At 63.2% G+C, this 26,651-nt stretch carries 28 protein-coding genes; 18 read left to right on the plus strand and 10 right to left on the minus strand.

The window, feature by feature from the left end; translation table 11 throughout:
- Window positions 1–15: 15 nt before the first annotated feature.
- The 6 genes from CN933_RS08715 (at window position 16) to CN933_RS08740 (ending at window position 6,716) form a co-directional block, all read left to right on the plus strand.
- Complete coding sequence (locus CN933_RS08715) at window positions 16–858, plus strand: MOSC domain-containing protein (RefSeq protein ID WP_018094616.1); 843 nt, start codon at window positions 16–18, stop codon at window positions 856–858.
- Between the two features lie 137 nt (window positions 859–995).
- Window positions 996–2,234 carry an MFS transporter gene (locus tag CN933_RS08720; protein ID WP_018094617.1) on the plus strand — a complete coding sequence of 413 codons (1,239 nt, stop codon included), beginning with the start codon at window positions 996–998 and terminating at the stop codon, window positions 2,232–2,234.
- Window positions 2,235–2,418: 184 nt separating this feature from the next.
- The gene (gene nadA, locus CN933_RS08725) at window positions 2,419–3,498 is read left to right on the plus strand and encodes a quinolinate synthase NadA (RefSeq protein WP_102761405.1); all 1,080 of its coding nucleotides are present in this window, start codon (window positions 2,419–2,421) and stop codon (window positions 3,496–3,498) included.
- Between the two features lie 49 nt (window positions 3,499–3,547).
- Window positions 3,548–5,146 carry an L-aspartate oxidase gene (locus CN933_RS08730; RefSeq protein WP_018094619.1) on the plus strand — a complete coding sequence of 533 codons (1,599 nt, stop codon included), beginning with the start codon at window positions 3,548–3,550 and terminating at the stop codon, window positions 5,144–5,146.
- A gap of 49 nt (window positions 5,147–5,195) precedes the next feature.
- Window positions 5,196–6,095 (plus strand): carboxylating nicotinate-nucleotide diphosphorylase, encoded by a 900-nt coding sequence (gene nadC, locus CN933_RS08735; RefSeq protein WP_018094620.1) that lies wholly within the window; start codon window positions 5,196–5,198, stop codon window positions 6,093–6,095.
- A gap of 102 nt (window positions 6,096–6,197) precedes the next feature.
- Window positions 6,198–6,716, plus strand: coding sequence for a superoxide dismutase family protein (locus CN933_RS08740; protein WP_018094621.1), 519 nt, complete (start codon window positions 6,198–6,200; stop codon window positions 6,714–6,716).
- Between the two features lie 53 nt (window positions 6,717–6,769).
- Here CN933_RS08740 and CN933_RS08745 read toward each other — a convergent pair whose 3' ends face one another.
- The 8 genes from CN933_RS08745 to CN933_RS08780 form a co-directional block, all read right to left on the minus strand.
- Window positions 6,770–7,774: an NUDIX hydrolase gene (locus CN933_RS08745; protein ID WP_018094622.1), complete on the minus strand. Its 1,005-nt coding sequence runs from the start codon at window positions 7,772–7,774 to the stop codon at window positions 6,770–6,772.
- Window positions 7,728–8,261, minus strand: a complete 534-nt coding sequence (locus CN933_RS08750) for a tyrosine phosphatase family protein (protein WP_018094623.1) — start codon at window positions 8,259–8,261, stop codon at window positions 7,728–7,730. Before CN933_RS08750 ends, CN933_RS08745 begins: the two co-directional genes overlap by 47 nt.
- 2 nt (window positions 8,262–8,263) lie before the next feature.
- Complete coding sequence (locus tag CN933_RS08755) at window positions 8,264–8,872, minus strand: YfbR-like 5'-deoxynucleotidase (protein ID WP_018094624.1); 609 nt, start codon at window positions 8,870–8,872, stop codon at window positions 8,264–8,266.
- Entirely contained in the window at window positions 8,869–9,717 is an 849-nt protein-coding gene (gene ygfZ, locus CN933_RS08760; protein ID WP_018094625.1) for a CAF17-like 4Fe-4S cluster assembly/insertion protein YgfZ, read from the minus strand. The genes CN933_RS08755 and ygfZ overlap by 4 nt, the downstream gene beginning before the upstream one ends.
- Window positions 9,718–9,825: 108 nt before the next feature.
- Window positions 9,826–10,569, minus strand: coding sequence for a hypothetical protein (locus CN933_RS08765; RefSeq protein ID WP_018094626.1), 744 nt, complete (start codon window positions 10,567–10,569; stop codon window positions 9,826–9,828).
- 15 nt (window positions 10,570–10,584) lie between these two features.
- Window positions 10,585–10,854 carry a hypothetical protein gene (locus tag CN933_RS08770; RefSeq protein ID WP_010969047.1) on the minus strand — a complete coding sequence of 90 codons (270 nt, stop codon included), beginning with the start codon at window positions 10,852–10,854 and terminating at the stop codon, window positions 10,585–10,587.
- 157 nt (window positions 10,855–11,011) lie between these two features.
- On the minus strand, window positions 11,012–11,452 hold the full coding sequence (locus CN933_RS08775; protein WP_018094627.1) for a TIGR02301 family protein: 441 nt from the start codon (window positions 11,450–11,452) through the stop codon (window positions 11,012–11,014).
- Window positions 11,449–11,913: an NUDIX hydrolase gene (locus CN933_RS08780; protein WP_018094628.1), complete on the minus strand. Its 465-nt coding sequence runs from the start codon at window positions 11,911–11,913 to the stop codon at window positions 11,449–11,451. Before CN933_RS08780 ends, CN933_RS08775 begins: the two co-directional genes overlap by 4 nt.
- Between CN933_RS08780 and CN933_RS08785 the strand changes: the two genes are divergently transcribed.
- Window positions 11,912–12,742, plus strand: a complete 831-nt coding sequence (locus tag CN933_RS08785) for an SOS response-associated peptidase (protein WP_018094629.1) — start codon at window positions 11,912–11,914, stop codon at window positions 12,740–12,742. The genes CN933_RS08780 and CN933_RS08785 overlap by 2 nt on opposite strands.
- 90 nt (window positions 12,743–12,832) lie before the next feature.
- Here the strand turns inward: CN933_RS08785 and CN933_RS08790 are convergent, their stop codons facing one another.
- Window positions 12,833–12,982 carry a hypothetical protein gene (locus CN933_RS08790; protein ID WP_018094630.1) on the minus strand — a complete coding sequence of 50 codons (150 nt, stop codon included), beginning with the start codon at window positions 12,980–12,982 and terminating at the stop codon, window positions 12,833–12,835.
- A gap of 412 nt (window positions 12,983–13,394) precedes the next feature.
- Between CN933_RS08790 and cysS the strand changes: the two genes are divergently transcribed.
- The 7 genes from cysS to rarD all read left to right on the plus strand — a co-directional run bounded on the left by cysS (window position 13,395) and on the right by rarD (window position 20,083).
- Window positions 13,395–14,795, plus strand: coding sequence for a cysteine--tRNA ligase (gene cysS / locus CN933_RS08800; protein ID WP_018094631.1), 1,401 nt, complete (start codon window positions 13,395–13,397; stop codon window positions 14,793–14,795).
- Between the two features lie 49 nt (window positions 14,796–14,844).
- Entirely contained in the window at window positions 14,845–15,327 is a 483-nt protein-coding gene (locus CN933_RS08805; protein WP_018094632.1) for a GFA family protein, read from the plus strand.
- Window positions 15,324–15,803: a GFA family protein gene (locus CN933_RS08810; RefSeq protein WP_102761406.1), complete on the plus strand. Its 480-nt coding sequence runs from the start codon at window positions 15,324–15,326 to the stop codon at window positions 15,801–15,803. Before CN933_RS08805 ends, CN933_RS08810 begins: the two co-directional genes overlap by 4 nt.
- The gene (locus CN933_RS08815) at window positions 15,800–16,300 is read left to right on the plus strand and encodes a GFA family protein (RefSeq protein WP_018094634.1); all 501 of its coding nucleotides are present in this window, start codon (window positions 15,800–15,802) and stop codon (window positions 16,298–16,300) included. Before CN933_RS08810 ends, CN933_RS08815 begins: the two co-directional genes overlap by 4 nt.
- Window positions 16,297–17,259 (plus strand): prolyl aminopeptidase, encoded by a 963-nt coding sequence (pip, locus tag CN933_RS08820; protein ID WP_102761407.1) that lies wholly within the window; start codon window positions 16,297–16,299, stop codon window positions 17,257–17,259. Before CN933_RS08815 ends, pip begins: the two co-directional genes overlap by 4 nt.
- A gap of 54 nt (window positions 17,260–17,313) precedes the next feature.
- The gene (gene cimA, locus CN933_RS08825) at window positions 17,314–18,930 is read left to right on the plus strand and encodes a citramalate synthase (RefSeq protein ID WP_018094636.1); all 1,617 of its coding nucleotides are present in this window, start codon (window positions 17,314–17,316) and stop codon (window positions 18,928–18,930) included.
- Window positions 18,931–19,141: 211 nt separating this feature from the next.
- Window positions 19,142–20,083 carry an EamA family transporter RarD gene (gene rarD, locus CN933_RS08830; RefSeq protein WP_018094637.1) on the plus strand — a complete coding sequence of 314 codons (942 nt, stop codon included), beginning with the start codon at window positions 19,142–19,144 and terminating at the stop codon, window positions 20,081–20,083.
- A 128-nt stretch (window positions 20,084–20,211) separates the two neighbouring features.
- On the opposite strand, the gene CN933_RS08835 is transcribed toward rarD, so the two are convergent.
- Window positions 20,212–20,829: an LOG family protein gene (locus CN933_RS08835; protein WP_018094638.1), complete on the minus strand. Its 618-nt coding sequence runs from the start codon at window positions 20,827–20,829 to the stop codon at window positions 20,212–20,214.
- Window positions 20,830–21,071: 242 nt separating this feature from the next.
- On the opposite strand from CN933_RS08835, the gene CN933_RS08840 reads away from it, so the two are divergent.
- From CN933_RS08840 to pssA, 4 genes are all read left to right on the plus strand, one after another.
- Window positions 21,072–22,781: a LysM peptidoglycan-binding domain-containing protein gene (locus CN933_RS08840; RefSeq protein WP_018094639.1), complete on the plus strand. Its 1,710-nt coding sequence runs from the start codon at window positions 21,072–21,074 to the stop codon at window positions 22,779–22,781.
- Between the two features lie 284 nt (window positions 22,782–23,065).
- Window positions 23,066–24,949 carry an ABCB family ABC transporter ATP-binding protein/permease gene (locus CN933_RS08845; protein WP_018094640.1) on the plus strand — a complete coding sequence of 628 codons (1,884 nt, stop codon included), beginning with the start codon at window positions 23,066–23,068 and terminating at the stop codon, window positions 24,947–24,949.
- Between the two features lie 105 nt (window positions 24,950–25,054).
- Entirely contained in the window at window positions 25,055–25,753 is a 699-nt protein-coding gene (locus CN933_RS08850) for a phosphatidylserine decarboxylase (protein WP_018094641.1), read from the plus strand.
- A gap of 9 nt (window positions 25,754–25,762) precedes the next feature.
- Complete coding sequence (pssA, locus tag CN933_RS08855) at window positions 25,763–26,638, plus strand: CDP-diacylglycerol--serine O-phosphatidyltransferase (RefSeq protein WP_018094642.1); 876 nt, start codon at window positions 25,763–25,765, stop codon at window positions 26,636–26,638.
- Window positions 26,639–26,651: the final 13 nt, after the last annotated feature.

The following is a 26,651-nucleotide window of genomic DNA, read 5'->3' on the forward strand; positions in this document are numbered from 1 at the left end:
ATTCGGAAAATTGACATGCAAGTGACCGGCCTGAACATCCATCCCCTGAAGAGCGGCCGCGCGGTGCCGCAAACGGCCGTCACCGTCAATCTCGATGGGCTCGCCGGCGACCGGCGCTTCATGCTGGTCGCGCCCGACGGACATTTCATCACGCAGCGCGAGCTGCAGGCGCTTGCGCAGGTGGAGGCGGAGCATGTCGCCGGCGGTGTGCGTCTGCGGATGAACGGCAAGGAGCTTTCCGTTCGCTTCGACCCGAATGACCGCCTCGATGTCCGGGTCTGGTCGAGCGACGTCAATGCGGCGGTCGCCGGGGGTGCTGCAAACGACACGCTGTCCGGCTGGTTCGGCCGCCCCGTCAAGCTCGTCCGCATGGACGATGAGGCCGAGCGCTTCGTCGGCGCCGAATGGGCGGGAGCGGCGGCGCCCGTCGCATTCGCCGACGGCTTCCCGGTTCTGGTTACGACAACGGGCTCGCTCGCCGACCTCAACCGCACCCTGATGGAAAAGGGGCAGGAGCCGGTCGGCATGGAGCGCTTCCGCACCAATATCGTCATCGATTGCGACGAGGCCTGGGCCGAGGACTTCTGGGAGAGCCTGGAGATTGCCGGGATTACCTTCGATCTCGTAAAGCCCTGCGCCCGGTGCATCATGACGACGCAGGATCAGACGACCGGCGAACGCGTCGGCGGTAACCCGATCCAGGGTCTTTCGGTAAAGCGCATGTCTGCGGACCGGCGCGTGCCCGGCGTGCTCTTCGGCTGGAACGCCGTGCCGCGGGGGGAGGGCATTGTCAGGCTCGGCGACGCGGTCGAGGTCCTCCGCCGTCGCGAGGAGCGCTGGCCGATGAAGGTGCGCTGAGGCGGCTTAAAACGCGGCCGTGCGAAAAGGTGCGAGCGGCCGGCGCATCAATTCCTGTGATGCCACGCTCAATATTATTGGTTTCCCCCGGGCTCGCCGCCACCATAGAATGGCCCCTCATCATCAGGAGCTTGCCCATGTCTGCCATTTCTCCCGCAGTCACCCGTCCGGCGGACCGCAGCGGTCTGCCCTGGCTCATCATCTTCGCCGGCTCCATCATCGCGATGCTGACCTTCGGTCCGCGCTCCGCCATGGGGTTCTTCCAGCTGCCGATGCTTGCCGAGAAGGGTTGGGACCGGACGACCTTCGGCCTGGCAATGGCGTTTCAAAATCTCTGTTGGGGTCTTGGCCAACCGTTCTTCGGCGCGATCGCCGACAAGTTCGGCACCTGGCGCGTGCTCGCCCTCTCCGGCCTCGTCTATGCCGCGGGACTGATCCTGATGGCCTTCGCGGATGCGCCGATCTGGCTGCATATCGGCGGCGGCGTACTGGTCGGGCTGGGCGTTGCGTCGGGTTCCTTCGGCATCGTGCTTTCCGCCTTTGCCCGCAACGTCGCGCCCGAGCAGCGCTCGCTCGCCTTCGGCATAGGCACCGCCGCCGGCTCGGCCGGCATGTTCCTCTTCGCGCCGCTGAGCCAAGGCCTCATCTCCGCCTATGGCTGGTCCGACAGCCTCGTCTATCTCGGCCTCATGATGCTGCTCGTTCCGCTCTTTGCGGTTCCGCTGCGCGGCAATGCCTCTTCCGGGCGCCAGTCCGAGGCATTGTTCAAGCAGACAGTCGGGGAAGCGCTCAAGGAAGCGCTCGGGCACAAGAGCTATCTTCTGCTCGTCTCGGGTTTCTTCGTCTGCGGCTATCAGGTCGCTTTCATCACCGCGCATTTTCCGGCCTATATCGGCGATATCGGAATCGACGCCCGCTATGCGGTAATCGCGCTGGCGTTGATCGGCTTCTTCAACATCATCGGCTCTTTCTCGGCGGGCATCATCGGCCAGCGTTATTCGAAGCCCTATTTCCTGGCGCTGATCTATCTGGCCCGTTCAGTCGTCGTCTCGGCCTTCCTGTTGCTGCCGCAAACGCCGACATCGGTCATCGTCTTCGCGGTCGCCATGGGCCTCCTGTGGCTCTCGACGGTGCCGCCGACCAACGGGCTGGTGGCGATCATGTTCGGCACGCGGCATCTCGGCCTGCTCGGCGGCATCGTGTTCCTGTCGCACCAGATCGGTTCATTTCTCGGCGTATGGATGGGCGGCTATCTCTACGACCAATTCGGATCCTACGATCCGGTCTGGTGGGTGGGCGTCGCGCTCGGAGTGTTCGCGGCCATCGTGCACTGGCCGATCGAGGAGCGTGCCGTCGCCCGCCCGGCAATGGCCTGATCACCAAAATGTCGCGATGCGCCCGTGCGATATGCGGGCGTGTCGTTTCCACCCTGCGCGCTTGAAATCTGTCACAAAACTTTCTAAATCAGTTCCGGCGGCTCAGCCGCTTTTGTTTTGATCTAATTATGCTCATTTTGAGCATAATTAGAAATTGCCGGAAACGGCGAGAGAGGAGAGCCCGATGACCACTCTTGACCTTCGCAAGGAAGCGGCGCCCGCTCCGGCCTTTGCAAGCGCTGCGGCACGCTTCGGTGTCATCGAAAAGCCGGATCTCGCCTTCACCCCGGCTGTCGCGCGCGAGACCGAGCACCTTTACGAAAAGGTCAAGGACTTCATTCCTGCGTTCGAGTGGGCGGCATATGCGCCTTACGTTCATGCGATCAACCGGTTGAAGAAGGAACGCAACGCGGTCATCCTGGCCCACAATTACCAGACGCCGGACATTTTTCACTGCGTGGCGGACATCGTCGGCGATTCGCTCCAGCTTGCGCGCGACGCTACCAAGGTCGACGCGGAGATCATCATCCAGTGCGGCGTGCACTTCATGGCCGAGACGTCGAAGCTGCTCAATCCGGAAAAAACGGTGCTCATTCCCGATGCGAGAGCAGGTTGCTCGCTTTCGGACTCGATCACCGGAGCGGATGTGCGGCTCCTCAGGGAACGCTATCCGGGCGTGCCGGTCGTCACCTATGTCAACACCTCGGCCGACGTGAAGGCGGAGACCGACATCTGCTGCACCTCCTCCAACGTGCTGGCAGTAGTCGAAAGCCTGGAGTCCGACACCGTGCTCTGCATCCCGGACGAGTATCTGGCGATGAACGTGGCGCGCCAGACGAATAAGAAGATCCTGACCTGGAAAGGTCATTGCGAGGTGCACGAGCGCTTCACGGCAGCCGAACTCCTGGCTTACAAGGAAGCCAATCCCGGCATCGAGATCGTCGGCCATCCGGAATGCCACCCCGATGTCATCGCCGTCTGCGATTTCTCCGGTTCCACATCGGGCATGATCAATTACGTCAAGGACAGGCGGCCGCAACGGGTGCTGCTGGTGACGGAATGCTCGATGGCCTCGAATATCCAGTCGGAAGTCAAGGGCGTCGATTTCGTCAAGCCGTGCAACCTGTGTCCGCACATGAAGCGCATCACGCTGCCGAAGATCCTCGACAGCCTGCTCGACATGACGGAAGAGGTTCTGGTCGATCCGGCGATCGCCGACCGCGCGCGGCTGGCGGTCGAGCGCATGGTGAACCTCAAGCAGTGATCAATGCCGGGGCAAACCCGGCGCAGGCCCGTGGAGGAGTTATCGAGCCATGCTGACCGACCATTTCCGCCCGCAGTCCTTCAACGGGATCGATGACATCGTCATCGTCGGCGGCGGCCTTGCCGGGCTTTTCTGCGCGCTGAAACTGGCGCCGCGTCCCGTTACGATCCTTGCCGCCGCACCGATCGGCTACGGCGCTTCCTCGGCCTGGGCGCAAGGCGGCATAGCCGCCGCGATGAGCAGGGGCGATACATTCGAGAAGCATGTCGCCGACACGGTTGCGGCCGGTGCCGGTATCGTCGACGAGAAGATGACGCGCATGATGGTCGCAGAGGGCCCGGCCCGCATCCACGATCTGCTCGAATTCGGGGTGCCCTTCGACCGCGACCTGGAGGGAAAGCTCCTGCTTTCGCGGGAAGCCGCGCATTCCGAGCGGCGCATCGTCCGCGTCAAGGGCGACATGGCCGGCAAGTCGATCATGGAGGCGCTCATTGCCGCGGTGCGCAATACCCCGTCGATCCGGGTGATCGAGGGCTACGTGGTCGAGGAACTGGTGCGCGAGGGCCGGTTCATCTCCGGCGTGATCGCGCGGCCGGATGCCGGCCAGTCGAAGAGCCGCGTTTCCTTCCCGGCGCGCGCCGTCGTTCTTTGCTCGGGCGGTGTCGGCCATCTCTATGCGGTCACCACCAATCCATGGGAAGCATGCGGCCAGGGCGTCGGCATGGCGGCGCGGGCGGGCGCCATCATTGCCGATCCCGAGTTCGTCCAGTTTCATCCGACCGCGATAGACATCGGCAAGGACCCGGCGCCGCTTGCCACCGAGGCGTTGCGCGGAGATGGCGCCACCCTGGTGAACTCGCAAGGCCGCCGTTTCATGCTCGACATCCATCCCGATGGAGAGCTCGCGCCGCGCGATATCGTCTCGCGTGGGGTCTTTGCGGAAGTCCAGGCCGGACGCGGCGCCTTCCTCGATTGCACAAAGGCCGTCGGCAGGCATTTTCCTGAGATGTTCCCGACCGTCTACGCCTCATGCATGGCAGCGGGCATCGATCCGGTCAGGCAACCGATCCCCGTCACGCCTGCCGTGCACTACCACATGGGCGGCGTGCTGACGGACGGGGAGGGGCGTACCTCCATCGACGGCCTCTGGGCGGCGGGCGAAGTGACATCGACCGGCGTTCACGGCGCGAACCGTCTTGCCTCGAATTCGCTGCTGGAGGCGGTCGTCTTCGCGGCGCGGATCGCGGAGAATATCAAGGGCAGCCTGCCGGCCCCGAAGCTGACTGCCTGGGGCGACAATGCCGGCGAGAACGACGATCCGGTGACGGTCGAGGACAGCCCGCCTTTCAAGGTGCTGCGGCAATTGATGAGCGATTGCGTCGGGGTCGTGCGTACGCGCGAAAGCCTGACCCGGGCGATCCGGGGGATTGCGGAACTCGAGAGGACGAACAAGCGCCTGCGCTTCGCCAATATCGTTACCACGGCCAAGCTCATCGCGATCGCCGCCCTGCAGCGGACGGAAAGCCGCGGCGGTCATTTTCGGGCCGATTGCCCGGACGAGCGACCGGAATGGCGGCGCCGGACCTATCTGACGCTTGCCCAGGCGGAGCGTCTGGCCGCGGACGTGGCCGAGAGCGAGCCGGCATGACGGCGGCAAACGCGAAATTAGAAGCTACTCCAATCGCAGGAACGACATAATGATCGCCCTTCGCCCGGAACTGCCCGCTCTCATGGTCGAGGAGCAGGTGAAAGCGGCCCTTTTGGAAGATCTCGGCCGGGCCGGTGACATCACCACCCTTTCGACGATCGGGCCGGAGCGGACAGCCGCCGCGAATATGAGCGTGCGCGAAGCGGGCGTGATTGCGGGGCTGGAACTGGCGCGAACCGCCTTCCGCCTGATCGACCCGTCGATCCGCTTCGAGGCGCTCGCTGCGGACGGCGACCGGGTGGCGCCAGGTACGACGATTGCGCGAATTTCCGGCCGTGCCCGAGGACTCCTTTCGGCCGAGCGGGTGGCGCTCAACTTTCTCATGCATCTCTCGGGGGTCGCGACCTACACGGCGACGTTCGCCGACGAGATCGCCCATACGGGCGCCAAGGTCTGCTGCACGCGCAAGACGATCCCCGGCCTTCGCGCTCTCGAAAAATACGCCGTTCGCCTCGGCGGCGGCTCCAATCATCGTTACGGCCTCGACGACGCGGTGCTGATCAAGGATAACCACATCGCCGTTTCCGGCGGTGTTGCCGGCGCCGTCCGCGCCGCGCGGGCCTATTGCGGCCATCTTGTCAAGGTCGAGGTCGAAGTCGACGGCCTCGCCCAGTTGCGCGAGGCACTGACCGCCTCGCCGGACGTGGTCCTGCTCGACAATATGGGGCCGGAACTGCTGCGCGAGGCCGTCGCAATCAACGCGGCACATTGGGGACTGTCCGCCGCTTCCTATCCCGGTGACCTGCGCCGCACCAGGCTGGAGGCGTCGGGAAACGTTAAGATCGAAACCATTCGGGCAATCGCCGAAACGGGCGTCGACTACATCTCGACTTCGAAGATCACGATGGCCGCACCGACGCTCGACATCGGTCTGGACGTGTCGATTTAGCTCAATTCGCCGGATGACTGCAACTCAGCCGCGTTTTTGCGGAACGACCTCGGCAGCCGCGCGTTGTCTTCTATCGACCCGCGAGTGAGAGGGAGAACTCCGATGATGAGAACGATGATCGCGATCGCCTGTGCGGCAGGCTTGGCGGGTGCCGCTTCGGCACAACAATCCTCGCAAACGGCAACGGCCGAGTTCGTGGGCAAGGACGGTACCGACATCGGGCGGGCCACTTTGACGGCAGGTGGCAAGGGCGTGCTGATCGAGATGGAGATAAGCGGCCTGCCGAAGGATACCTGGGTCGCTTTTCATGCTCACGAAATGGGGCGCTGCGATCCCAAGGACGGGTTCGAGTCGGCGGGAAAGCATTTTGCCGGCGAGGATGAAAATTCCGAGCACGGCTTCCTCGCTTCCAATGGCCCGCATGCCGGCGACATGCCCAACCAGTATGTCGGCGCCGATGGCATCCTGCGCGCCCAGGTCTTCAACAGCTTCGTGTCTCTCGACGACAAGGCCACCGCCCTTCGCGGCCGGGCCCTGGTGATCCATATGCATTCGGACGACAACCGCAGCCAGCCCTCCGGCGATGCCGGCGACCGGCTGGCCTGCGCGGTGGTGAAATAGTGCATCTCGCCCGGTGCGCAGCGGTTTTGGCAAAACGCGGCGCGCTTTAAGGTTCAGCGGCCGCCGACCTTGAGGCCGGGCGCTGGCCGCTCGTCCAGGATTTGGCGGCGGAAGCGGAAGAGTGCGGCCGGACGGCCACCGGTGGATGCCAGGGTCTCTCCCGTCGGCTCGACGAGCTCCGCTCCTTCGACCAGCCGGCGGAAGTTCTGCTTGTGGAGATGGCGGCCTGAAATCGCCTCGACGGTGGCCTGCAGATCGGTAAGGGTGAATGCCGGCGGCATCAGCTCGAAGACCACCGGCCGGTATTTGAGCTTGCCGCGCAGTCTCGCGACAGCGGTCGCGACGATCCGGCGATGGTCGTGGCGCATCGCCAGTCCTGCCGCGGGATTTTCCGGATCGCGGCAATGGCCGTCGATCACGGCCTCGCGCACCAAACCCGCCTCATAGAGCAATTCGTAGCGCTCCAGCACGCGCTCTTCGTCCCAGGGAAAATCGTCAAGGCCGAAGGCGAGGCGTACTCGTGAACGACGCTGCGCCGAGGCCGGCTTTTCGTCGCCGGACTCCCAGCGAACAAGCGCCGGCAGGATGGTCTGGTCGAGTATCGCGGGACGTCCGAGACGCCAGTCTTCCCAGGGCAGATAGCCGTACCAGTCGCGCCAATGGGCGCCCGCCTCGGCCAGCCTCTCGTTGTTCTCGGCGTCAGTGCGCGTCAGCGCCAGGTAGCCGACGGACACCATGTGCTTGCCTTCCTCGCCGGGCAGACGCTGGCGCCCGCGGTCGCCGAAGGTGTAGAGCTGCTCGATATAGCCGAGCTTGAGCGCCGTACGCTTTTCGACGCGGGCCCGCAGGCTGGCCTCGAAAGTGCGGTGGCGGGCCGGATCGAAGGGGCCGAAGGGCAGGCTGTCGCGAGCGTCCCCGTCCGCCTCGCTGACCGCGAGGATGCGCGGGCTGCGACTGACGACCGCGACGATCACGGCATTGAGCCCGATCTCGACCGTGACCGGCTGCGCTTCACCCGGCATGCTGCACGTCTTGCAGGGGCAGGATGAACGGAGCATTGCCGTCGGCATCCGCGCCGCGGCCGATGGCTCGCACTGCGGCGACGAGCGCACCCTTGCGGGACAACGCCCGGTCGCCGATTTCCACGAGCCGCGCATTCGGCGTCGCATAGGGCGAGGCAAGCCGGAGGCGCTTCGCGAGCGCGTGGTCGTCCTGGTCCGGTTCGACGGCGAGTGCGGCGATCAGCGCGGCCGCAGGCGAGCGGGAGACGCCCATCCAGCAATGTATGAGCATCGGCCGCGTCCGGTCCCATTGGCGGGCGAAATCGATGATTCGCTGAACGTGTTCTTCCTGGGGCGCAATCAGGTCGCCCGTTCCGGCGAAGCTGATGTCGTTGACGCCGATCGTCAGATGCTTCGCATGATCGATGACGGCTGGGCGATGAAAGTTCTGATCCTTCGCAAGCAGGCTCAGCATTTCGCGGCAGCCGTGCCGGACGGCCATTTCCGCGATACGCTGAAGCGGCGAGACGACGATTGCCGTCATGGTCACGCCTCCTGTCTCGCCCTGGCGCGTTCGGACTCCAGCGCATTGAAGCGCGTGGCGAAGAGCCGCTGCGCCTCGACCGCGGGCAGAGGGTCGATCAGCAACGCCTCGCGGGTGATGCCGCGCGGCTGACCGAAGAACTTTCGGGCCTCCTCTGCGGAAAAGCCGGCAAGTTCCGTCGCTTCGAAATAGGCCGCGATACGGTCGGCCTTCTTGATCCGCTCCTTGAGCTCCCTGGGCGTATGTGCCGGAAGCCCGAAGCGCAGGTGGACCGCATTCTCCAGGCGCTTCTCCACGGTCTTGTAACCGCCGCCGACGACGGCCTTGAACGGCGAGATCATGTCGCCGATGACGTATTCCGGCGCGTCGTGAAGCAGGGCCATCAGGCAATCCTGGGCATCGCAGCGATTGGTGCGGCGGAAAATCTCCTCGACAACGAGGCTGTGCTGGGCAACGGAGAAGGCGTGGTCGCCGGAAGTCTGCCCGTTCCAACGCGCTACGCGGGCAAGTCCGTGGGCGATGTCGGAAAGCTCGACGTCGAGCGGTGAGGGGTCGAGAAGATCGAGCCGCCGCCCGGAAAGCATACGCTGCCACGCACGCGCACTCATCATGCGCTCGCCTCGCCTGTCTCGTTCGGAAAGACGAGTCCCGTCCAGGCGGGCAGCGTGAGGGTAAGGCGCACGTCGCCTGCAAGAATGGCCTCACCCTTGGCGATCGCTTCGCCTGCCTTGTCGATCCTGACGATAGCCAGGCCGTCCCGATCCAGTACGGTGCCGAGAGAACCGATCGGCCGTCCGTTGACGGAAATGTTGGTCCCGCTCGGCGGCAGCGTCGCCTCGCCGGCGACGATGACAAGGCGGCGTCGCGCAGTGCCGCGGTGCTGCATGCGCGAAACGACTTCCTGCCCGACATAGCAGCCCTTGCGGAAGGAAAGGCCGCCGTTCATGTCCATGAGCACGTCATGCGGAAAGGCATCTTGCAGGTCGTAATCGCGCCCGGCAACGGCGATGCCCGCCGCGATTCTGAGCCGGTCCAGATCGGCGACGCCCGCTTCCGCTGCAGGCATGTCGCGATAGAGGCGGAAAGCGGACATGCCCGCCTTCTCGAACCGATGATCGCGATAGCTCTCGGCAGGCGCATCTTCTCCGAACACGACCGTCACCGGCGCCGGCGAATTGAGCGACAGCTCCACTGCCGATCGCAACTTGTACATCGTCAGGCGCTTGACGAGCGCTTCGGCTTGATCCTCCGTCGTCTCCAGACGCAACGCTTCGCCGTCGCGGGAGATCAGGAAATCGAAAAGGATCTTGCCCTGCGGCGTCAGCAGCGCGCCGGGCCTGACCTCGTCCGGGGTCAATGAGGCGATATCCGTTGTGATAAGCGTCTGAAGAAGGGTCTCCGCGTCCTTTCCGGAGACACGAATGATTGCGCGGCCGTCGAGGCAAACCATTGGCATATGTCGAGTCCTATTCTCTATTCCGAAGAGGTAGGATGTCTGCCGGGGAAGGGCAAGCATGCCGAGCGGGAACCGCCAGCATTTCCGTCTCTCCGGCACGAGACGCGCTCAATCGCCCGCGACGAAGAACTTCCACTTTCCATCCGGCGTGATGCCGACGCGGTAGAAATTGTAGGTGCCGAACTCTTCCATCCCGGCGAAATCGCCGGCGGTCACCAGTCGGAAGAGGTCGACCTTTTCCGGGGCGGTCAGCGACGAGAGCGGCTTCTCGGCGAAATAGGGCCAGACATAGGCCTCCTCGGGAGTACCCTTGTCCGCAAGCACGAAGCCCGTCGACATGACGTCGAGGAGGATGGCCAGAATTTCGATGCCGTCCTGGTCGCCGGAAAGACTTTTGAGTGCGGCAATCGGGTCGTCTTCCCCGGCGGTGGCGGTAACCTGGGTCTGGGTGGGGCCCTTGCCGAGCAGCGGGCGCAACCGCTCGATGTCACCCGAAGCCGCGGCCTCGACGATCAGTTCGCGCATGCGTGCGACCGGCACCGGGATCTTCGAAACATCCGTCAGCACCTCGACAGGCTCCACAACGTCAGGCGCGGCGATCTCATCGTCCTTCGACTCGACGGCCGTCCTGTCGACGAGAGGGTCTGGCATCGGAATTTCGAGGGGGGCCCGTTCTTCCGGCGTGGACTCTTCGGCCTCGTCGCCTGGGGCTGCGTTCTGTTCGCCGGCAGGGGCAGGGGCGCCCTGAAACTCACTGAGCGCGAACGCGGGCGCAGGGGGCATGGTCGCGCTCGCCAGCAGCAACACGACAAGACCAACCGGGAGGGCCCGGTTTGCAGGGTTCCGGTTCATCGGGCAGTCCTGATGTTACTGAATCGTCCGCTCTGGCGAGAATTCTCCGGCGAGCATGCGCTCGCGAAGCGAATTAAGCATTGCCTCGGCACCTTCTTCGCCATGAAGCCGGACGGTTTCGCGCATGGCCAGCGCAATCGCCGCATCGGCGATGATTTCGGGCTCGATGCCGTCGGCCATGCCATCCGCCCAAGCCTCGTTCTGGTGCTCGAGCGCCGCCTGCATCTTCTCGTGGACGATCATGTCGTCGATGTCTGTCAGGCTTGGTTCCATCATTCGTTCCATGCGGCTTCCATTACGTGCACTGGCTAACCTAACGCCTATCCGCTGAACCGCAACTGAACGGGCAGACAGGCCGGCTACTTCTTATCACTCTCTTAACAAACTTAGCAGCCTTTTCCCGAAACGACACGGGGTCAGGGAAAAAGAGGTTAATATCTTCCTAATTTCCAAAGCGGGCGACGATTTCCGAAACGAGTGTTGCACCTTCGGCACGGTAGCGTTCTTCCGCGAGCGTCGCGGGCTCCGTACACCTGGTATAGACCGAGGCGAAGGTCCGATAGCCCCGGTTGAAAGCGGCGGTTATGCGCTCGCGCCGTTTCGGCTCTCCGGCCGCCTCCTTGTCGATCAGTTCCTGGGTGGAGCGGCGCCAGCCGTCCTCGGATTGGTCGAGACAGAGATTGCGCAGATAATGCACCGAGCCGAGAATTTCGGCGAGGCGGATCAACCGCCGGTCGTAGGGGGTCGGCTTTTCCTCCTGCGCCGGGGAAGGAGCGGCCGTCTGCTGGGCAGGCTGCTTTTCCTGAGCCGCCACGCCCGCGGCGGTCGCAAGGAGAATGCCTGTCAGCAGCAACAGTCTGAACGGGAGCCGTTTATCGGTCATGCGCCCCTCAAATCCGAACTGACGCCGGTCGTCGCCTCAGGAATACGCCTTGGCCCGCCGGCAGCCAGCTTTTCCACGCAGTCGCGCACGCTTTCCGGAATGGGCAAGGTGAAAATCTCCTCCGGTGTGAACCAGCCAACGCCGGCGGCATCATCGCAGGCGATCGCGACCAAATCAGGATCGGCTTGGACGGTGAAGACCGAAAGCAGGAAGTGACGCTCCTGCGGGCCTATACCGGGCAGGTCATAGATTTCGAAGAGCACGGGATCGCGGGCGCTGATGCCCGTTTCCTCGGCGAGTTCGCGCAATGCCGTCTGCGCAGGCGTCTCCCCGGGCTCCGCCCTGCCGCCGGGAAACGCGTACATGTCGGCTGACGGCGGATTGGCCCGCCGGACAAGAAGATAGCGGCCGTTCCGTTCGAGAATGGCGGAGGAGGCGCGCTCGGGTTGCTTCGTTATCATGGAATCGAAAATCACCTTGGTCGTTGACCCATACTACGTGAAGTGCCACATCGATGTCATGTGCGGACGTTTTGCGCTTACGGCCACGCCGGAGGAATTGCTGGAACTGTTTGGCCTGCTTGAAGCGGAGGGCTTTCCTGCGCGCTTCAACATCGCGCCGACGCAGCCGATAGTCGTTATCGTGGCCTCCGATCGGCCGGAACCGGGCAGCAACCTGCCGGAACGCAAGGCTGTCCTCGTCCGTTGGGGTTTCACGCCAGGCTGGGTAAAGGACCCGCGCAAGTTTCCGCTGCTCATCAACGCTCGGGCCGAAACCGCGATCGGCAAGGCCGCCTTCCGCGCCGCAATGCGCCATCGCCGCGTGCTGGTGCCGGCGTCCGGTTTCTACGAATGGCGCCGCCCCGTCAAGGGCAGCCGGGAGGCGTCGCAAGCCTTTTGGGTCCGGCCGAAAAAGGGCGGTATCGTGGCCTTTGCCGGGCTCATGGAGACCTGGTCTTCCGCCGACGGTTCGGAGGTCGACACCGCGGCGATCCTCACCACCGATGCGAACGGCGCCGTCAGTCACATCCATGACCGCATGCCGGTCGTGATCCAGCCCGAAGACTTTTCCCGTTGGCTCGATTGCAAGAGCCAGGAACCTCGCGAGGTGGCCGACCTCATGGTGCCGGCGGCGGAGGATTATTTCGAAGCAATTCCCGTGTCGGACAAGGTCAACAAGGTCGCCAACACCGGCCCTGAGCTTCAGGACGAGGTCACGCCCATAGCGCCGATCCCGAAGAGGGGGCGCTCTGACGATCGGGATGATGGCGGGCAGATGTCGCTGTTTTGAGCCAAGGACCGCCCCTCATCCGGCCTGCCGGCCACCTTCTCCCCGGCAAGCGGGGCGAAGGGGACGCGCGGCGCTGCTCCCAGATCGGAACTAAGCCGAACGCTTCGCGATCTTCTTGTCAGCCGGTTTAGCCCTGACTTGCAGCGCGGCTGCGAGGACGGCCCTCAGGCCAAGTGGGCGGTATTTCGTCAGCAGATCGGATGGCGGCGGGTTGCGTTCGGCAATTTTGGCGGCCTTCATTGCATGTCTTCCTTGGTGTTTTCCCTATCGGGAGCATTAGCCCTCGTGAATTTTCAACGAAAACCATGTCCCTGTTGTTCCTCGGGAAACAGGACCTGAAGCAGTGCCGGGCCGCATTGGCGAATCTCCTCCCCCTCTGACGATTTCCAGATAAGCCAAATCGTAACGAATCCATGGCTGTCATTTGCGGAATGACGACTTTCGCTTGCACGTGGCTCGCCTCTTGACCGGCGCCGGGTGACGCGCGATAAGGGTCGCCATGAAAACGGTTATCTGCATTATTTGCCGGAAGATTATTCGCTAGCGAACCGCTGGCCTGGCCGTTTTCGTCTCCAGAAATCCAAGATGACAAACGCGCGGGGCCACCCGGCGATTATATTGCGACGGCTGCATGCAGACTTGGAGATCTGGGATGGGCGGAATGCCGATTTTGAAACTGTACAACACGCTGACGCGGGAAAAAGCCGAATTCCGGCCGATCGATCCTCAGAACGTCCGCATGTATGTCTGCGGCCCGACGGTCTACGACTATGCCCATATCGGCAATGCACGGCCGATCATCGTATTCGACGTCCTGTTCCGGCTGCTTCGTCACGTCTATGGCGCGGATCACGTCATTTATGCTCGCAACATCACCGATGTGGACGACAAGATCAACGCGCGGGCATTGCGCGACTATCCCGGGCTGCCGCTGAACGAGGCGATCCGGCATGTGACCGAGAAGACCGAGACGCAGTTCCTCGAAGATGCGGCGGTGCTCGGCTGCCTCGAGCCCACCGTGCAACCGCGCGCTACCGAAAACATCGCCGGGATGATCGAAATCATCGAAAAGCTGATCGCCAAGGGCCATGCCTACGAGGCCGAGGGAGAGGTGCTCTTCGATACACGGTCGATGGACGATTACGGCCAGCTTTCCAAGCGCAATCTCGACGAGCAGCAGGCCGGTGCCCGTGTCGCCGTCGAGGCGCACAAGAAAAACCCGGGCGATTTCGTGCTCTGGAAGCTTTCCGCCGAGCACGAGCCGGGCTGGGACAGCCCCTGGGGCCGCGGGCGGCCGGGCTGGCACATCGAATGCTCGGCGATGAGCGGGCGCTATCTCGGCGACGTGTTCGACATCCACGGCGGCGGCATCGACCTGATCTTCCCGCATCACGAAAACGAGCTCGCCCAGTCGCGTTGTGCCCACGGCACCGAGATGATGGCGAATGTCTGGATGCACAACGGCTTCCTGCAGGTCGAAGGCCGCAAGATGTCGAAGTCCGAGGGCAATTTCATCACTATCTACGAGCTTCTTCACACGGAAAAATTCGGCGGCCGCAAATGGCCAGGCGAGGTACTTCGGCTGGCAATGCTGATGACCCATTACCGCGAACCGATCGACTTCTCGATCAAGCGGCTGGAGGAGGCCGAGCATCTGCTGTCGAAATGGCCGGTCTACGGCGACGCTGCAGGCGAGGCGGACCCGGCCGTCGTCACCGCCCTGGCCGACGACCTCAACACCGTGGCGGCCATTCAGGCGCTGCATGCATTGGCGCAAAAGGCTTCCGCCGATACGCGCCATCTCGGGGCCTTCGCCGCGAGCGCGGCGCTTCTCGGGGTGGTGCCGAAGGAGGTCGAACTCGACGAGGCGGTCGTTCACGAGATCGATGGCCGTGTACGTGAGCGTCTGGAGCTTCTGAAGGCCAAGAACTACGCGCAGGCCGACGGCATCCGCGCCGATCTCCTGGCGAGAGGCATCCAGCTCAAGGACGGCAAGGATCCCGAGACCGGCGAAAGAGTGACCACCTGGGAGGTGAAGCGGTCTCAGGTCTAGTTTCAGGATGTTGGCGCTGCCGGCACGCCGGAGGAAAGAGGAGGGCGAGATGGCTGACGAGATCCATATGGGCGGATGCCAGTGTGGCGCGGTCCGCTTCCGCGTCGAGGGAAAACTCGGCGATGCTTCCGTCTGCCATTGCCGCATGTGCCAGAAGGCGAGCGGCAATTTCTACCTCCCGCTCGTTTCCGTACGCGGCGCGAAGCTCGTATGGACCCGCGGCGAGCGCAAGCGCTTCCGGTCTTCGAATGTGGTTTGGCGCGGCTTCTGCGGCGACTGCGGAACACCGCTGACCTACGAGGCGCCGGACGGCATGGCGCTCGCGATCGCTGCATTCGACAGACCGGAAGGCATCGTGCCGACCATCCAATGGGGCGTCGAAGGAAAACTGCCCTATGTCGATCATGTATCCGAGCTGCCCGGCGAAGAGACCATGGCCGACGCCGAGGCTGTCGCCTTTCTTGCCGATCTCGTTTCTTATCAGCACCCCGACCACGACACCGAAACCTGGCCACCGGAGGAAAAAGGATGAGCAATACCGTCAGGACTGGAGGCTGCCAGTGCGGGGCCGTTCGCTTCCGCATCCACGGAGAGCTCGGGCGCCCCTCGATCTGCCATTGCCGCATGTGCCAGAAACAGTTCGGCTCGTTCTTCTCCGCCTTGGTGACCGCGCCGAAGGACGGGGTCGAGTGGATCCGTGACGAGCCGAGCTACTTCCAGTCATCGGTCAATATCGATCGCGGCTTCTGCCGGAAATGCGGTACGCCGATGACCTATCGGCATCCCGGCGGCCTCGAAATCGCCATAGGCGCATTCGACGACCGCTCCGATCTCGCGCCGAAAATTCAGGTCAATTACCAGTCCCGGCTTCCCTGGGTCGAATCGATCTTCGAGCAGCCGGTTCACGACGATGCCGATTATTATGGGCGGCAGGAGCAGATCATCTCGTTTCAGCATCCGGACCATGAGACGGAGCAGTGGCCTCCCGGCGGAGTCTGGGCACGATGATCCGACGCATCTTCACCGGCGGCTGCCAGTGCGGCGCGGTGCGCTACCGCGCCGAGGGCACGCTGGACGATCCGCATATCTGTCATTGCCGCATGTGCCAGAAGGCGGCGGGCAACTACTTTCTGCCGCTCGCCAATATCGCGCGCGAAGATTTCCGCATCGTGCGCGGCCAGCCCGCCTGGTATCGTTCGTCCGATCTCGTGCGCCGCGGCTTTTGCCGCGATTGCGGGACGCCGCTCTTCTATGACATGCCGCATGCGAGCTTTCTGAACATCGCGCTTGGTTCGCTCGACGATCCGGATGACGTCCAGCCGGTCTACCAGTCCGGCGTCGAGTCGCGGATGTTCTGGTTTTCGCATCTGCCGCAGCTTCCCGAAACAGAGACCGACGACGGCAGCGAAGCGGCCGCCGAGCGCCATCTCATAGTCCTGGAATCCAACCGCCAGCACCCCGATTACGACACGGTGCACTGGCCGCCCGAGGAAGATCTATCGTGAGTTCTCCATTGCGTACCCTCTATCCCGAAATCGAACCCTATGCATCCGGGCACCTCGATGTGGGCGACCGCCATTCGATCTATTGGGAACGGGCGGGCACGCCCGGCGCCAAGCCGGCGGTCTTCCTACACGGCGGCCCGGGCGGTACGATTTCGCCGAACCACCGCCGGCTCTTCGACCCGTCGCTCTACGATGTGATGCTGTTCGACCAGCGCGGCTGCGGCAGGTCGACGCCGCATGCAGAGATCGAGGCCAACACGACCTGGCACCTCGTGGCCGATATCGAACGGCTGCGGGAATTTTGCGGGGTTGGCAAGTGGCTCGTCTTTGGCGGCTCCTGGGGCTCGACGCTGGCCTTGGCCTATGCCGAGACCTATCCTGAGCGGGTAAGCGAGCTCGTCGTCAGGGGCATTTACACCCTGACCAAGGCCGAGCTCGACTGGTACTATCAGTTCGGCGTCTCGGAAATGTTCCCCGACAAGTGGGAACGCTTCATCGCGCCGATCCCGCCGGAAGAACGCCACGAGATGATGCGGGCCTATCACCGCCGCCTGACAAGCGAGGACCGCGCGACGCGGCTTGCCGCGGCCAAGGCCTGGAGCATCTGGGAGGGGGAGACCATTACGCTTCTGCCGGAGCCGGACACCAGCACGCCCTTCGAGGAGGACGAATACGCTCATGCGTTCGCCCGCATCGAAAACCATTTCTTCGTCAATGCCGGCTGGCTGGAAGACGGGCAATTGCTGCGCGATGCCTATAAGCTCCACGGAATTCCGGGCGTGATCGTGCATGGCCGCTACGACATGCCTTGCCCGGCAAAATATGCCTGGCAGCTGCACAAGGCCTGGCCGCAAGCCGAATTCCACCTCATCGAGGGGGCGGGACATGCCTATTCGGAGCCGGGCATTCTCGACCGGCTCATCCGGGCGACCGATAAATTTGCCGGCAAGACCGAATAGAGCGGGTGCGAAGAACCCGCAATCGATCAGTGATTTGTACGTTGGAATCGAGACATGACCAGGGAACGCATCTATCTCTTCGACACGACGCTTCGGGACGGGCAGCAGACGCCGGGCATCGACTTTTCCGTCGAGGATAAGATCGCGATTGCGGCGCTGCTCGATCAATTCGGCATGGACTATGTCGAGGGCGGATATCCCGGCGCCAACCCCACGGACACGGAGTTCTTCAAGTGCCGGCGTACCGACAAGGCCTCCTTCGTCGCCTTCGGCATGACCAAGCGCGCCGGCGTCTCCGCGTCCAACGACCCGGGACTGAGCGCGCTGCTGAGCGCCAAGAGCGATGCGATCTGTCTTGTCGCCAAGAGCTGGGATTATCATGTCGAGGTGGCGCTCGGCTGCACGAACGAGGAAAATCTCGACAATATCCGCGCATCCGTGAAGGCGGTCGTCGAGTCCGGGCGCGGGGCGATGGTCGATTGCGAGCATTTCTTCGACGGCTACAAAGCGAATCCCGCCTATGCGCTCGCCTGCACGAAAACGGCTTTCGAGGCGGGCGCGCGCTGGGTCGTGCTTTGCGACACCAATGGCGGCACGCAGCCGGGCGAGATCCGCGAGATCGTCTCGGCCGTGATTGCGGCGGGAGTGCCCGGTGCAAATCTCGGCATCCATGCGCATAACGATACGGGGCAGGCGGTGGCCAACTCGCTGGCTGCGGTCGAAGCCGGCGTTCGTCAGATCCAGGGCACGCTCAACGGCATCGGGGAACGCTGCGGCAACGCCAATCTCGTGACGCTGATTGCGACGCTTGCCCTGAAGGAAACCTATTCGAACCGCTTCGAGACGGGAATCGATGCCGAGAGGCTCCAGGAGCTGACCAAGCTCGCCCATGCCTTCGACGAGTTGCTCAACCGCTCTCCCGATCCCCAGGCCCCCTATGTCGGCGCTTCGGCTTTTGCCACCAAGGCCGGCATTCACGCCTCCGCCTTGCTCAAGGACCCGAGGACCTACGAGCATGTCGCACCGGAAAGCGTCGGCAACCTGCGCAAGGTCATGGTCTCCGATCAGGGAGGCAAGGCCAATTTCATCAATGCCCTCAAGCGGCGCGGCATCACGGTCTCCAAGGACGATCCGCGGCTCGACAAGCTGATCTCGATCGTCAAGGAACGCGAGGCGACGGGCTATGCCTATGAAGGTGCGGATGCGAGCTTCACGCTGCTCGCGAGCCGTATTCTCGGCACCGTGCCCGACTTCTTCCGGGTGGAGAGCTTCCGCGTCATGGTCGAGCGCCGCTTCGACGCGAACGGCAAGCTGAAGACGGTATCGGAGGCCGTGGTCAGGGTGATCGTCGACGGCGAAACGATGATGTCGGTCGCCGAGGGGCATGGCCCGGTCAACGCGCTCGACCTCGCGCTTCGCAAGGATCTCGGCAAGTATCAGTCCGAGATCGCCGATCTGGAACTTGCCGATTACAAGGTGCGCATCCTCAACGGCGGCACCGAGGCCGTCACCCGCGTTCTGATCGAATCGACGGATCGCTCAGGGGCGCGCTGGTGGACGGTCGGCGTGTCCGACAACATCATCGACGCCTCATTTCAGGCATTGATGGACAGTATCGTCTACAAGCTGCTCAAAAACCGCGATCAGGTCGGATCGATCGCGGCCGAGTAGTTGGATCACGATGATTTCGGCTTGCGCGGGATATCCGCTTCCGTCGTATCAACGCCGTTCATCCATCGGTTCACGGAAATGAATTGGTGCATCACCGTCGGTTGGAGTAGGACGCAGGAGGACTGACGGCAATTGCTCCCGAGAGGGTTGGCCGTCGATTGCGACCGGAGCGCTTCCCGCTCGGCTCCGGTGGAATTTCAGGATCAAAATCATGGCCGAGCCGAACGCGAATTTGCCCGCAGAGAATGTCGATTCCCCGAAAGGTTTCGCCTTCGCGCTGGCAGCCTACCTGTTGTGGGGTTTCCTGCCTTTCTTCATGAAGGCGGTGTCGCATATCCCTGCGGCGGAAGTGGTGGCGCATCGTATCGTCTGGTCGGTACCGCTCGCAGGCCTCGTGCTCGTCTGGCTCGGCCGCACGCAGGACGTGAAGGTAGCGCTGCGCTCTCCACGCGTGCTGATGATGGCCACGATCACGGCGGCTCTCATCACGGTCAACTGGGGCATCTATGTCTGGGCGATCGGGGTGGGGCGGGCCATCGAGACGGCGCTCGGCTACTATATCAACCCTCTGTTCTCCATCTTCCTCGGTGCGCTGCTGCTGAAGGAGAGGCCGAATCCGGCGCAGATGGTGGCGATCGGCCTCGCCGCGCTCGCCGTGGGCGTGCTTGCCTTCGACGCGGGCGGTCTTCCCTGGGTTTCGATCGGGCTGTGCTTTTCCTGGGGTTTCTATGCGTTCTTCCGGAAGACGCTGCCGGTCGGGCCGAACCAGGGCTTCTTCCTCGAAGTCTTGCTGCTCAGCATCCCGGCCGCAGGCTACGTCATCTGGCTCGAGGCGACGGGGCAGGGCCACTTCCTCGGCGACGCCAACATGACGGATGTCCTGCTGCTCCTCGCCTGCGGGATCGTCACCGCCGTGCCGCTGATGATCTATGCCAATGGCGCGAAGCTGCTCCGGCTTTCGACGATTGGGATCATGCAATACATCGCTCCGACGATGATCTTCCTGATCGCGGTCTTCGTTTTCCACGAACCCTTTGGAACGGCAAAGCTCGTCGCCTTCGCCCTGATCTGGGCCGCGCTCTTCATCTATTCGGGAGCGATGCTTGCGGAGAGCAGGGCGCGGCGGGCGGCTCAACCGACGCCGGCCGAATAATCGGCAGAGTCAGATCACGATGACTTCAGGTCGGATCCACCTGAAGCCATGAACGTGATCGATTCTAAGAAGTTAGAGCGGGGATGCGGGCGGAAAACCGCACACACTTCTCCTCGTCCCGCTCTGGATCAGAGCCTGGCGATGATCTCGGCTTCGCCTTCGCGCCCGTTGGCGCGGACCGAGGCAAGGATGCCGGGGATGATGTCTTCCGCACGGTCGATCACCAGCGGCTGCACGAGATGCGCGGTGTGAACGAATCCCTGGCCGCGCATGTGGTCGATCAGCTGCAGCATCGGATCCCAGAAGCCATTGACATTGCCGAAGACCATCGGCTTCCTGTGGCGGCCGAGCTGCGCCCAGGTCATGATTTCGACGATCTCCTCGAGCGTGCCGATCCCGCCCGGAAGGGCGACGAAGGCGTCGGCGCGCTCGAACATCTTGTGCTTGCGCTCATGCATGTCGGCGGTAACGATCAATTCGTTCAGCTGGCCTAGCGAGTGACGCGTCGCTTCCTTGTCCATCAGGAATTCGGGAATGATGCCGGTCACGTGTCCGCCGGATGAGAGCACGCCGCTCGCCACGGCGCCCATGATCCCGCGCGTGCCGCCGCCATAGACGAGGCGCAGGCCATGATCGGCGATCGATCTGCCGAGGGTGCGGCCGGCCTGCATGTGGGCTTCGTCACGCCCGGGCTGAGAACCGCAATAAACGCAAACGGATAGAATCGGCGTGGTTTCCTCGTTCATGGTCCCACCAGAAATTGCAGTGCAGCACGGGTCGAGGAAAATGGACGAAAAATCTCCGGCTGTCGAGCGCCGGAATCATAGTGAGCGCTTGTATAGAACTATAAGAAACGTTAGCAATTTCAGTAATACATTGAAGAATTCGGACAGTGTGCTGCGGTTGCGCTATAATGCACCGGGCGTCGCAGCGCCGGCCGATGGGGCATGCGGGGAGCATCAAGGCGCTCCGCCCTGTGGAGAGTGGCATGATTAAGAATAAGGCCAGCTGGGTGGCGCTTGGCGTCCTGGCAATCGCGACCGCATTGATGATCTTTGTGGTTCAGCCGAATCTGCGTGACAGCGACAAGGGGGCGGTGGCCCAATCGGGCGCAGGCGAGCAGCCCGGCCAAACGGCGGCGGCGACGAAGACCGATCCGTCCGCCCCGCAAGGCAACGCAGCACAACAAGCGACAGCGGCCTCCGGCAGCAATGCGGCCGCATCCGACCCGGTGGCGAACTGGACGGTTCCGGGATTTGACGTCCTGCGCGTCGAACCGGACGGCTCGACGGTCGTCGCGGGCAGAGCCCAGCCCGGCACGAAGCTCGAGATCCTGAGCGGCGACACGGTCGTCGGTACCGCCAATGTCGGCGCGGGCGGCGATTTTGCCGCCGTCTTCGACAAGCCGCTCTCGGCAGGCGACCACCAGCTGACGCTCAGAAGCGTCGGCTCAGGCGGACACAGCAAGACGTCGGAGGAGGTTGCAACTGTTTCGGTACCGAAGGATTCGAGTGGGCAGCTGCTGGCGATGGTATCCAAGGCGGGCAAGGCGAGCCGGCTGATCACGACGCCGGAAGCCGAGCCGAAGCCGATGCAGGCAGCCGCCGATCCGGGCACGGTACCGGCCGGCGAGCCCGGCGGCGCTTCCGCTTCTCCCGCCGCACCGGCAACCATTCCCGGGCTGCAGGTAACTGCGGTCGAGATCGAAGGCGGCATGATGTATGTCGCAGGCAACGCCAAGCCCGGTGCCCTTGTCCGCATTTACGCGGACGACGAGCTGCTGGGTGAGGTGAAAGCCGATGACAAGGGACATTTCGTCGTCGACGGTTCGATCGAGCTCTCGGTCGGCAGCCATATCATCCGCGCCGACATGATGAACGAAGATGCAAGCAAGGTGGCGATGCGCGCCTCCGTTCCCTTCGACAGGCCGGCGGGCGCTCAGGTTGCCGCCATCGCCGGTTCGACGCTTGCGGCACCCACGACGGGTCTCGACCGTTTGAAGGCGGAAGCGGGCAAGGCGCTTACCCTCTTGAAAGCGCTTTTTGCCGACGGGAAGCAGCCCTCCGTGGAGCAGCTCGCCGCGGCCCGCTCGGCAACCGAATTCGCCCTCCAGTCGCTGGCCGAATTCAAGCCGGCCGACGGCTCCGATGCCGATTTGGCGGCAGCCGCCGCTGAAGCGTCCAAGGCGGCGACAACGGCGCTGGACGCGCTCAAGGCTGCGCCGCAGGACCCGTCAAGCGTCGCAGCGGCGGTGGAGAAGGTCGATGGCGCTCTTGGGAACGCATTGACGCGCCAGAATGTCGGCACCTCGGTGGCATCCGCCGAACCCTTGGCGGTGCAGGCGAGCGATGCCTCGAAGCAGCCGGAGCCTTCGGCAGCGGGCGAGACAAATGCAACCGTGGCCGAACAGGCGGCGGCGCCGGCTTCGGATGCGGCGAAAGAACAGCCGGCCACCATCGAGCAGGCACCTCTCAAGGAAAGCAAGACGTCGGTGATCATCCGCCGCGGCGATACGCTGTGGCAGATCTCGCGCCGCGTCTACGGTGCCGGTCTGCGCTACACCACCATCTATCTCGCCAACCGCGAACAGATCGAAAATCCGGATCTGATCCGACCGGGCCAGGTTTTCGGGGTTCCGGACGAGATGCTGTCGGAGGAAGAATCGCGGGAAATCCACCGCAAGCATATGCGACACTAGATCACGATGCTTTTGAGGTCGGTTCGACCTCAAAGCATTGACGTGATCGTTCCCAAGAGCGGGATGCGGGCGGAAAACCGCACATAGTTTTCCTCATCCCGCTCTAAGTTTGTCTTTTGCCGGCACTTCCATTGCGTTGGCGGGGAGGTGGACCTATCTGTCAGGAAAAGCGGCGTCCTCCAAAAAGGCGCCGCTTTTCATTGAAGCTGGTGCGGGATGAAGGCGCGCGACGTAGCGGTTCGCCCGCATGTCTTCGTCAATCAAATCATGAAGCGGACTGAGACGTGCCCCAGAAGAAGACGGTTTCCGCCGACAGCGCCAATCCCATCGAAACCATAGCGAATCTGTGGCCATACATGTGGCCGGCGGACCGGATCGATCTGAAGCTGAGGGTCGTCTGGGCGACGGTGATCCTGGTGATCGCCAAGATGGTGCTCATCCTTGTCCCCTATTTCTTCAAATGGGCGACAGATGCGCTCAACAACAAGCCCGACGCGCTCGGTTTCCTGCCGCAGTTCCTGACCGGCGCCGTCATGCTGGTACTCGCCTATAATCTCGCGCGTTTGCTGCAGGCGGGCCTGAACCAGCTGCGCGACGCGCTTTTCGCCAGTGTCGGCCAGCATGCCGTCAGGCAGCTTGCCTACAAGACCTTCGTTCACATGCACCAGCTCTCGCTGCGCTTCCATCTCGAGCGGCGCACGGGCGGGCTTTCGCGCATCATCGAGCGCGGCACCAAGGGCATCGAGACGATCGTCCGCTTCACGATCCTCAACAGCGTGCCGACACTCATAGAGTTTCTGCTGACGGCGGTGATCTTCTGGTGGGGCTACGGCTTCACCTATCTCCTGGTGACCGCTGTCACGGTATGGCTCTACATCTGGTTTACGGTGCGTGCGAGCGACTGGCGCATCGCCATTCGACGCTCGATGAACGACAGCGACACCGATGCGAACACCAAGGCGATCGATTCGCTCCTGAATTTCGAGACCGTGAAATATTTCGGCAACGAGGAGATGGAGGCGAAGCGCTTCGACAAGTCTATGGAGCGTTACGAGCGGGCCGCCACGCAGGTCTGGACGTCGCTCGGCTGGCTGAACTTCGGCCAGGCGCTGATTTTCGGTGCCGGCACGGCGGTGATGATGACGATATCGGCGCTCGCCGTGCAGCGCGGCGAACAGACCATCGGCGACTTCGTCTTCATCAACGCGATGCTGATTCAGCTCGCGATCCCGCTGAATTTCATCGGTTTCGTCTATCGCGAAATCCGCCAGGGCCTGACCGATATCGAGCACATGTTCGATCTGCTCGACGTTCGGGCGGAGGTCGTGGACCGGCCGAACGCGAAGGAGCTCGAGATCGAAAAAGGCGCAATTTCCTTCAGGAACGTCCAATTCGCCTATGATCCGGCACGGCCGATCCTGAAAGGGATCAGCTTCGATGTGCCCGCCGGAAAGACGGTCGCAGTCGTCGGCCCCTCAGGAGCCGGCAAGTCGACATTGTCGCGGCTGCTCTACCGCTTTTACGATGTCCAGGAAGGCTCGATCACCATCGACGGTCAGGACGTGCGTGACGTCACCCAGAAGAGCCTGCGCTCCGTGATCGGCATGGTGCCGCAGGACACTGTGCTTTTCAACGATACGATCGCCTACAATATCCGTTACGGCCGGGTGACGGCGAGCGATACGGAGGTCGAGGCAGCCGCCGAGGCGGCGCAGATCGCCGATTTCATCCGTGACCTGCCGGAAGGCTTCCGCGCCATGGTGGGCGAGCGCGGCCTGAAACTTTCGGGCGGCGAAAAGCAGCGCGTCGCGATCGCGCGAACCATCCTGAAGGCGCCGCCGATTCTGATCCTCGACGAGGCGACTTCGGCTCTGGACACGAAGACGGAACAGGAAATCCAGGCTGCGCTCGATATCGTGTCGCGCAATCGCACCACGCTCGTCATCGCCCATCGCCTATCCACGGTCATCAACGCCGACGAGATCATCGTCCTCAAGGACGGCGTGATTGCCGAACGCGGCACCCATGGCGAACTGATCGACCGCGGCGGTCTTTATGCTTCCATGTGGAGCCGCCAGCGCGAGGCAACGCAGGCCGAAGAACAATTGAAACGCGTGCGTGAGAGCGACGATCTCGGCATCGTCGACCGGGGAATGCCGGCGCTCTGACCGCACTGAGGTTACCGCGAGTCCTCTATCTCTCGGCCTCGACATTGCCGGGCTGTCTGATTCGCGCTAGTTCACGTCGCAAAGCAAATATGGAGAGTAGAGTTCATGAGTTTGATCGACACAGTGCGCAACACGCTCGTACCGGTCCACAGGGAAGGCTACCGCTTCATTGCGATTTTCTTTGTCGTTTCGCTGGCGCTCGGCTTCCTCTGGGAGCCGCTGATGTGGATCGGCTTCGTTCTGACCGCCTGGTGCGCCTATTTCTTCCGCGATCCGGAGCGCATGACGCCGATCGACGACGATCTCGTCATCAGCCCGGCGGACGGCACCGTATCGTCGGTCGCCACCGTGACGCCGCCTGAGGAACTGGGCCTCGGATCGGAGCCGATGCTGCGCATTTCGGTCTTCATGAACGTCTTCAACTGCCACGTGAACCGTGCGCCGATGAGCGGCACGGTACGCCGGATCGCCTACCGTGCCGGGAAGTTCGTGAACGCCGAGCTGGACAAGGCAAGTCAGGAAAACGAGCGCAACGGCCTCGTCATCGAAACGAAACACGGCCAGATCGGCGTGGTCCAGATTGCCGGTCTCGTGGCCCGCCGCATCCTCTGCTGGACGCGGGAGAGCGCGTCGCTCGAGGCGGGCGAGCGTTTCGGCCTCATCCGCTTCGGCTCGCGCCTCGACGTGTTCCTGCCTGCCGGTGCGGAACCGCGCGTAACGGTCGGTCAGACGGCCACCGGCGGCGAGACGGTGCTCGCCGAATTCGGATCGGCGAAGGGCCCGGTCATCAGCCGGCGCGCGTGAGGACAGGTCATGGAAGAACCCCGCCACGAACAATCCGCAGGAAGCCCGGAACAGCCCGCCGCTGAGCACGTGGACGCCACCGGCACCCACGACAAGGCCCGCGGGCCCCGGTTGCGGGAGATTCCGCTACGGCTGATGGTCCCGAACATGATCACGGTCCTGGCGATCTGCGCCGGCCTCTCGGGCGTCCGGCTGGCATTCGAGAATCGGTTCGAGCTCGCGGTTGCGATGGTTCTCCTTGCCGCTTTCCTCGACGGCATCGACGGGCGCATCGCGCGTCTTCTAAAGGCGACCTCGAGTTTCGGGGTCCAGATGGACTCGCTTGCCGACATCATCAATTTCGGGGTCGCGCCCGCCCTCGTCCTCTACGTCTTTCTGCTCGATCAGGCGCGTTCCCTCGGCTGGATTGCGGCCCTGATCTACGCCATTGCCGTCGGTCTGAGGCTGGCGCGCTTCAACGTGATGGCGGAGCGCCAGGTCAAGGCGTCCTGGCAGTCGGAATATTTCGTCGGCGTTCCCGCGCCGGCCGGTGCGATGCTGGTTTTGCTGCCCGTCTATCTTGGCCTGCTCGGCCTTGCGCCGGAAAGGACGTTTGCGCTGATCGCGTCGCTCTATACCGTCCTGATCGCCTTCCTTATGGTCAGCCGTCTTCCTGTCTGGTCCGGCAAGTCGGAGAACCGCGTCCGCCGGGATCTGGTCCTTCCCGTCATTCTGGTCGTCGTCTTCTACGTGGCGACGCTGATGACCTATACCTGGGAGACGATGGTGGTGACTGCGGTGGCCTATCTGGTGAGCCTGCCCTTCGGTGCCCGATCCTGGCAGCGCAAATACGGCGACTGGCCGGGCGGCCACGGGAACGACGGTTTGCCGGGGGATAGCGAATAGCTGAAAGGTTACC

The sequence above is a fragment of the Sinorhizobium sp. M4_45 genome (genome assembly GCF_002885915.1).
GTDB classification, from domain to species: domain Bacteria; phylum Pseudomonadota; class Alphaproteobacteria; order Rhizobiales; family Rhizobiaceae; genus Sinorhizobium; species Sinorhizobium meliloti_A.